The organism is Ignavibacteria bacterium, assembly GCA_025612375.1.
In the GTDB taxonomy this organism is placed as follows: domain Bacteria; phylum Bacteroidota; class Ignavibacteria; order Ignavibacteriales; family SURF-24; genus JAAXKN01.
Genome location: JAAXKN010000023.1, coordinates 65369 through 73522, shown reverse-complemented (window position 1 = coordinate 73522; position 8154 = coordinate 65369). Strand labels below are relative to the sequence as shown.

Sequence of the window (8154 nt, the reverse complement as noted above, 5' to 3'; positions counted from 1 at the left end):
TATTAAAACAGGTTCAACTCACTTTTAAACATAACTTCTCGGGCTACAAATGTTTCGTCCTCCGCGGAGGACTTAGTAACTGCGTAATTCTACATGCTCACATTTCATTTTAGCCTTGGCCTGAAAGGGCTATCTATTGTTAAATGAAGTCATCAGATATACCTTGTCCGAAGGGGTTGTCCTGCCATCGGCACTTTCAAGCGTCACGATGTAGGAATCTATTTTACCTTGAGCTTCATTGGGAATGGAGAATGGGAAATACTCAACTTCCCTAATAGTCCTGAATGTGCCCAGCGAATAGTAGCGGTCCTTGCTCTTAAGCCAGAGCTGATAGACACTGCTGTCTTTAAGAGGCGGCATGTTATAAAACTGGATTACTCCCTCGTTTCCGTTCTGAAGAATGGAAAGCTTTCCGAAGCCGCCTGAATTCCCGTCCGCACCGTCAAGATTTATTGTCCTTAAGTCCTTTGCGCTTAAGACGGCAAGCACCTTCTGGTTTCTGTCCAGGCGCAGCATCTCGCTGTTTAAGGCATTAACCTGTCCGGAAAGGGATGCAATCTGTTCTTTGCCCTGACGGATCTGGCGGTTCATTGCGAAGTAAATTATTCCTCCTGCTACAAGGACGAATGCCAGAATTGCAGAAAGGATCATGAGGTTCTTAAAAGAGCGTTCAGACTTTTCTTCCTCTTCATAGTCAGGCTCTTCCTTAACCCATTTTTGCCTGATGGGTTCTGCCTGCACAGGCTCAGTTACTTCAGCGTCCTCTTTTACGGGTGCCGCCTGGAATGTATCCATGCTCCTGTAGCCTGTTACGCGCGGGACTTCCGGGGTTTCACTTTCAAAATCAATTTTATCCGGATCTGCATAAGGAGCTTCAGCTGCGGCAGAATTATTCAGCGGGCGGTTTCTACTATCCAAAGGCTCTGTCTGAATGACAGGAGTTTCAACGGTCATTCTGCCGGTTGTCTTAAGAGCGGGCTTTTCTTCGGGCTGTTCATAAACTTTTTCGGCAAACACGTTTTCATTTAAGGGCTGGACTTCCCCCTGTGTGAGGTCTTTTACCATCTGTCTTTTCTTTTCCCTCAGTTCCTCACGCATGCGGTAGAGTCTTTTTGCAACCTTATCCTTTACATGGGGCTGCGGTGTCTCAAGTTCAAGGATTGCGGGTAAAAGCGCCACAACGTTCTGCAGTTCCCCAAGCTCATTTTCAGGCACCTTCCGGCCCGCATTAAGGTATTCAATGAAATCCAGGCATTCCCCTTTATCGAGGCAGCCTGCGCTGAAGGCGTATATCATTTCGCGGAATTTCTGTTCGCTCAAATTGCTCATATCTTCCTATCCTTTTATCAGGTTATCTTTAAGATTGCTAAGAGCGATCTGTATTTTACTTTTAACGGTAGGAAGAGGTATGTTCAGCTTTCCGGCAATTGCAGCCTGCGAGTACCCTTCATAAAAAGCCAGGTAAATGACATATTTCTGTGCGTCGGTAAGCTTATTCAGCGCCAGTTCAACGTTGCTCTTAACATTAAGCGCCGATTCCAGGTCGAGCTGATCTATACCTTTGGAAAGGTGGGGGATAATAAATGTATTTTCATATTCCTCTGTGTATTCATCCGCCACGGCATTCCGGGTTTTTCTCCTGCGCAGAAAGTCCACGGCCTTATTTCTTGAAAGGAGGATAAGCCAGGCGTACACGTTCCCGGTAGAAAAGTCGAAATGGTCGATTTTTCTCCATATAACAGCAAAAACCTCTGTCAGCACCTCCTCAGCCAGAGTTTCCTCAGCAACTATTCTTTTAATTACGGTAAACAGGAGGGGTGAGTACCGGTCGTATAAGGTTTCAAGTGCCCGGGAATCGTATGCCGAGATTTTCCGGAACAGTTCCAGATCGGTTAGTATTGAATAGGTTTTCAATTTAACTCTTTTGTTTTTGCATTAAGTTATTTTACAAAACTAAAATAATATGGCTAAAAAATCAATTCCGCCCTGAAGGCCTCAATTTAATAACTTTATTGATAAAAAGAAAAAGCAAAGTTAAATTGTCTTTCATTAATTTTTAAAGTAAGTTATTCCGGGATGCGGCTTTATGAGAAACCGGATACATTAATAAATATATGGAGTCTAAATGAAAAGGCATCTTTTACCTACACTGGCAGCTATAAGCTTCCTCCTGCTTTTCACATTTGCGGCCAAGCAGCCCGCGCCGACAATCTCCCTCGTCCCGGAGCATCCGAAAGCGGGAGAGGAAGTAGTAATTAAATACAACCCCGAAGGAACTAGCCTTCAGGAAGCAGATAAAATTGAGATGACTGCTTACCTCTACAGTGTGGACCTTGATGAGGCAAAGGGCGTGGAAATGAAAAAAGAAGGGGGCGTGTTTACAGGTGTGATTAAGACCTCGCCAAAAACACGGGGTATAATATTTAAATTTAAGAATGGCGAGGCCACGGATAACAATAAAGGGCAGGGATTTGTAGTTAACCTCTGCGACGCCGAGGGAAAAGAGCTTCCCGGAACAATGGCCGGCCTTGCTGCGGCAAAAGGCACCTGGGGACCCCGCTACCTCGAAATGGAACGCGACCGCGAAGGCGCTCAGAAGCTTTTCCTGGAGGAGTTTAAGAAAAATCCGCAGGTTAAGACCGAATACCTGGACCAGTATTTTAAGGTGATTTTACCTTTAATGGGGGAAAAAGCCAACAGCATTATTGCAAAAGAGCTTAAGGCGGCAGAAAAAAAGCCGCAGAGTTCAGAAGAATACTTAAGCTTAATGGCTACATGGTACGCAAATCTGAAAAACGCATCTAAAGCCGCAGAATATAAAAAGAAGCTTCTGGAGAAATTCCCCTCGGGAAAATTTGCAGAGGATGAAAAATACGCTGAAATAAGCAAAACCGCAGACTTAAATAAAAAGCTTGAACTTTTAAGGGCTTTTGAAGCCTCTTTCCCCAAAAGCCAGTACACTTCCGACCTTTACGATGAAGTCATAAGGCAATACAAATCGCAAAAGAAGTACAGTGAGGCCTTTGAGCTTCTTAAGGCGCACTCCTCAAAGATGAGCTCGTACTCTTTTTATTCTATAGCAGGCCAGATGTTAAAAGAAGAAGCTGACCTTAAGCTTGCAAATGACATTGCAGCTATGGGCGTTGAACGCGGACGCCAGGAGCTTGGCCGTGCAGCTGAAGATAAACCGAATTACAGTTCAGAAAATGAATACAAGGAAGAACTGCAGTACTACCTGGGGCTGAACCTTTTCGGACGCGGCAGTGCCGAGAATAAGGCAGGGAAGAAAGATGACGCCATTACCTCTTTAGCAGAAGCCGTAAGCCTCCTGCAGAACAATGAAGTCTCAGCAAATGAGCTTTATGCAAGCCTCCTTATTGAAAAGGGGGAAAACGAAAAAGCACTCTCCCACCTGGAATCTTTGATTAAAACCGGCAACGGCACTCCTTTGCTTAAAGATTACATTAAAACGGCATACGAAAAGAAAAACGGCAGTGAGAACGGATTTACCGCATATATGGCGGAACTTGAGGCCGCGGCAAAACAGGGCATGATACAGAAACTTAAAAAAGAGATGATAAGCGATAAAGCCCCTGATTTTAAGCTGAAGGACCTCGAGGGCAAGGAAGTTAGCCTCTCTTCACTTAAAGGCAAAACCGTAATACTTGACTTCTGGGCAACATGGTGCGGCCCCTGCAGGGCTTCATTCCCCGGCATGAAGAAAGCCGTGGAGAAGTATGCATCAAATCCGGAGGTACGTTTTCTTTTCATAGATACGCGTGAGCGCGTGGAAGACAAAAAGAAAAACGCCGCTGATTTTCTTCAGAAAAACCAGTACCCATTCTACGTCTTGCTGGATAACGACAGCAAGGTTAATGAACTCTTTAAGGTTCCGGGTATTCCGACCAAATTCGTAATAGATAAAGACGGAATGGTGCGCTTCAAGGTTGTTGGCTTCGGAGGCAACACGGATCAGATGGTTGAAGAGATTGACGCCATGATCTCCATGGCGCAGTAAGAGGTTCCTTTTACCCTGCGTAATAGCTTGACACAGAGAGTGTTTTTGCTATTTTTATAGTTAGGTGACGTTTGGAGTGGGATTGTTCAAAGGGTTGCAGTGATGCAAATACTAAAGTGACGTTTGGTTTATGTAAAAGCAAAGATCATTAAGCCCACTCACCCTCTCAAGAGAGCCGGCTCTTTAATCTCTCTTGAGAGGTGCTCACCTTTGATGAGGTTTGTTCTCCGTAATGCAGGGAAGGAGGGATCTAAAAGGATGCTCAGAAGTATAAAGGAAATTGAGAAATACAGGATAATTGCTACAGATGGTGAAATTGGCGATGTATACGACTTTTACTTTGACGATGCAAAATGGACTATCCGCTACCTTGTAGTGGAGACCGGCGGATGGCTTTCCAAAAAACAGGTACTGATTTCCCCTTTTTCTGTTGCCAAAACCGACTGGAAAGAAAAAAAACTTGCACTTAACCTTACCAAAAAGCAGATCGAAAATAGCCCTGATGTTTCCACAGACGAACCTGTAAGCCGGCAGAACGAAATTGACCTGATGAAATATTATAACTGGCCCAGGTACTGGGACTGGGGTGAGGCCGGCCTGCCCTATACACCCGGAGCTGCAAGCTTTATGGCCTCGGGTCCCATATTAAACGAAGGGGCAATGGACGAGGCAAAAGACAATGAAACTCAGGCTTCGCAAAATGAAAAAAAAGGCGACCCTCACTTAAGAAGCAGCAGGGAAATTACGGGCTATAAGATCCAGGCCAGGGATAAAGAGACAGGCCACGTGGAGGATTTTATACTTGACGACGACACCTGGGTTATACGTTATATAGCAGTCGACACGGGCACGTGGCTTACAGGCGGCAAAAGATTCCTTGTAGCTCCTCACTGGATCGAAAAGGTGCAATGGGCTGAGTCTAAGGTCCATGTTGTCCTGAATAGTGAAGACATCAAAAGCAGCCCCCCATATGATCCATCCCAAACCCTGAACCGTGATTACGAAGAATTGCTGTATGAGCATTATGGTCTGCCTAAGTACTGGGTTTGACTGCCCTTTTAGATCCGTATTCAGCAATATTTATGTGTATTTGCTGCTTTAGTAAAAAAGCAGAGGTATTTGTTTTATTTATTCCATGAATTGTCTATTTGCAAAGGAGGAAGATATGTTTAGGAATATTGCTCTGGCAGTTTTGTTTATAGTTTCATTAAGCTTTTATTCTTATGCCCAGACGCAGTCTGAAGAGGTGACAAAAGCAGTTGCCGTACTGCATCCGACCCAAGGAGGCAATGTAAAAGGGGTAGTTACTTTTACAAAAGACGGCGACAACCTGAAAGTGGTTGCCGACCTGGAGGGGCTTACTGCAGGGCGCCACGGATTTCACATACACCAGTTCGGAGATGACAGCTCCCCGGACGGCAAATCGGCAGGCGATCACTTCAATCCCTCAAACCAGCGCCACGGGGGTCCGACCGACGTTCAGCACCACATGGGAGACATGGGTAACATTGAGGCACAGTCGGACGGGAAGGCACACCTTGAGATGACGCTTTCGGGCGTAAGCCTCACGGGTGCTAACTCAATTATCGGGCGCTCGGTTGTTGTGCATGAAAAAGAGGACGATATGATGTCTCAGCCCGCGGGTAATTCAGGAGCCAGGCTGGCTGTCGGCGTAATCGGCATTGCGCAGCCTTAAATTCCGGCTTGCAGCAAGTGTAAGTCCCGGGCGTGAAACCCAGGCAAATGAGATGGGTAATATGAACAAATCAGCAGGGAAAGAGAGAACATTATGAGGCATAATTATAAAGGATTATGGATAGGGCTTGGAGCCGTAATCATTTTTTCTTTTCTCATTCTGGGATACTACGGCGTGGAAATTTACCAGCAGGCTCCCCCAATACCTCAGCGGGTTGTAACATCAACCGGAAGGGTACTCTTTACAGGGCAGGACATAAAGGACGGGCAGAACGTCTGGCAGTCAATTGGAGGGCAGGAGCTCGGCACAGTCTGGGGGCACGGAAGCTACGTGGCACCCGACTGGACGGCAGACTGGCTGCACAGGGAAGCCATGTGGATGTTAAACAGCTACGCTATGAATTCAAACGGCACCACATACGACAAGCTGGACAACCCGAAGAAAGCCGCCCTTCAGGAGACGCTCAGGCAGGAGCTGAGGAAAAACACATATGATCCGAAGACGGGGGATTTAACAATTTCTGAAAACCGGGCCCATGCAATAAGCGACATAAGTGCGTATTATGCATCACTGTTCGGTAATGATCCGAAACTTGACGAGCTCAGGCGTGACTACGCCATAGCTGAAAACACAATCAAAGACCCCGAAAGACAGCGAAAAATGAATACATTTTTCTTCTGGGCTTCATGGGCATGCGTTACAAACCGCCCGGATCAGGATGTAAGCTATACAAACAACTGGCCTTCTGAACCGCTGGTAGGGAATCAGCCCACAGGGCAGGTAGTAATATGGTCTGTCATCAGCTTTGTGCTTCTTCTTGCCGGCATCGGGGCACTGGCGTGGTATTATGCAGTTCAGAGGAGAAAGACAGAAGAAGAGCATGTGATGCCTGAGTGGGATCCGCTATTGGCACTTAAGCCCACAGCCTCAATGAGGGCAACGCTTAAATACTTCTGGGTTGTTGCCGCCTTAATTGTTCTTCAGGTAATACTGGGAGTTGTAACAGCGCACTACGGCGTTGAAGGCAACGGGCTTTACGGCATACCTCTTGCAAAGTGGCTACCGTATTCTGTAACCAGAACATGGCACACACAGCTCGGCATTTTTTGGATTGCAACGGCATGGCTGGCTACGGGGCTTTTCATTGCACCTGCAGTCTCGGGCTATGAGCCAAAACTGCAGAGAGCGGGAGTAAATTTCCTTTTCATCTGTCTTCTTGTAATTGTGCTCGGTTCAATGGCAGGGCAGTGGATGGGAGTAATGCAGAGGCTGGGGCTTGAGGTTAATTTCTGGTTCGGCCATCAGGGCTATGAATATGTGGATCTTGGGCGCTTCTGGCAGCTTTTTCTCCTTATTGGGCTTTTCCTCTGGCTTTTTTTGATGGGGCGTGCAATGATGCCTGCCTTTAAGAGTCCTACAGAAAGCAAGCACCTTTTAGGCCTTTTCCTGATTGCAAGCATTGCAATTGCAATTTTCTATGCCTCTGGAATAATGTGGGGGCGTCAGACTAACCTTGCAATAGCCGAATACTGGAGGTGGTGGGTTGTACACCTCTGGGTGGAAGGGTTCTTTGAGGTATTTGCAACAGTAGCAATAGCGTTCCTTTTTACAAGGATGGGGCTTTTGAAGGTAGCCAGTGCAACCTCGGCCGTTTTGTTTTCCACCATCATATTCCTCTCGGGCGGAATTGTAGGAACATTCCATCACCTGTATTTTACAGGGACCCCGACTGCCGTAATGGCATTCGGCGCAACTTTCAGCGCACTTGAAGTAGTGCCCCTTGTTCTTATAGGTTTTGAAGGATATGAAAACCTGACATTAAGCCGTGCAAAGAAGTGGGTTCAGGCATACAAATGGCCGATTTACTGTTTTGTTGCCGTAGCGTTCTGGAATCTTGTAGGGGCAGGGCTGTTCGGATTTCTTATAAATCCCCCGGTAGCATTATACTACATGCAGGGGCTTCAGACCACACCCGTGCACGGCCATACGGCACTCTTCGGAGTTTACGGGATGCTGGGCATAGGTTTTATGCTCTTCTGCCTGAAAGGGCTTACGGTTCATTACGTCTGGAAGACAAAGGCCGTTGCATTTGCTTTCTGGGCAATTAACATAGGGCTTGCACTCATGGTACTTATCAGCATGCTTCCTTTAGGGCTCATACAGACCTGGGCAAGCGTTGAGCATGGAATGTGGTATGCCAGATCGGCAGATTTCACAAAAACTCCTCTTCTGGACACACTTAGATGGCTGAGGGTAATTGGTGACACAATTTTTGCCTTCGGCATACTGGCCCTGGGCTATTTTGTGCTGGGCCTTAAGACCGGCTGGTCGATAACAAAGGAAGTCGATGCCGTAGGAAAAGAATTTCCCGAAGGTGCGCCAAAAGGAACCGAGCCTGCATCGTTAAAGTAAAGATTTTATGAATTATCAGTGCTGAATT

6 protein-coding genes are annotated in these 8154 nt (G+C 46.5%); 4 read left to right on the top strand and 2 right to left on the bottom strand.

Translation table 11 applies throughout. The features are described from left to right. Positions 1–129 precede the first annotated feature (129 nt). Positions 130–1329, bottom strand: a complete 1200-nt coding sequence (locus HF312_13740) for an anti-sigma factor (GenBank protein MCU7521278.1) — start codon at positions 1327–1329, stop codon at positions 130–132. Between the two features lie 6 nt (positions 1330–1335). Beyond that, entirely contained in the window at positions 1336–1914 is a 579-nt protein-coding gene (locus HF312_13735; GenBank protein ID MCU7521277.1) for a sigma-70 family RNA polymerase sigma factor, read from the bottom strand. A gap of 211 nt (positions 1915–2125) precedes the next feature. Here HF312_13735 and HF312_13730 point away from each other — a divergent pair, with 211 nt between their 5' ends. The 4 genes from HF312_13730 (at position 2126) to HF312_13715 (ending at position 8126) form a co-directional block, all read left to right on the top strand. Next, positions 2126–4018, top strand: a complete 1893-nt coding sequence (locus HF312_13730; GenBank protein ID MCU7521276.1) for a redoxin domain-containing protein — start codon at positions 2126–2128, stop codon at positions 4016–4018. A 258-nt stretch (positions 4019–4276) separates the two neighbouring features. Beyond that, the gene (locus HF312_13725) at positions 4277–5068 is read left to right on the top strand and encodes a PRC-barrel domain containing protein (protein MCU7521275.1); all 792 of its coding nucleotides are present in this window, start codon (positions 4277–4279) and stop codon (positions 5066–5068) included. 115 nt (positions 5069–5183) lie between these two features. Next, positions 5184–5714, top strand: a complete 531-nt coding sequence (locus HF312_13720) for a superoxide dismutase family protein (GenBank protein MCU7521274.1) — start codon at positions 5184–5186, stop codon at positions 5712–5714. Between the two features lie 93 nt (positions 5715–5807). Beyond that, a complete protein-coding gene (locus HF312_13715; GenBank protein MCU7521273.1) occupies positions 5808–8126 on the top strand; it encodes a nitric-oxide reductase large subunit in 2319 nt (772 codons plus the stop codon). The last annotated feature ends 28 nt before the right edge of the window (positions 8127–8154 follow it).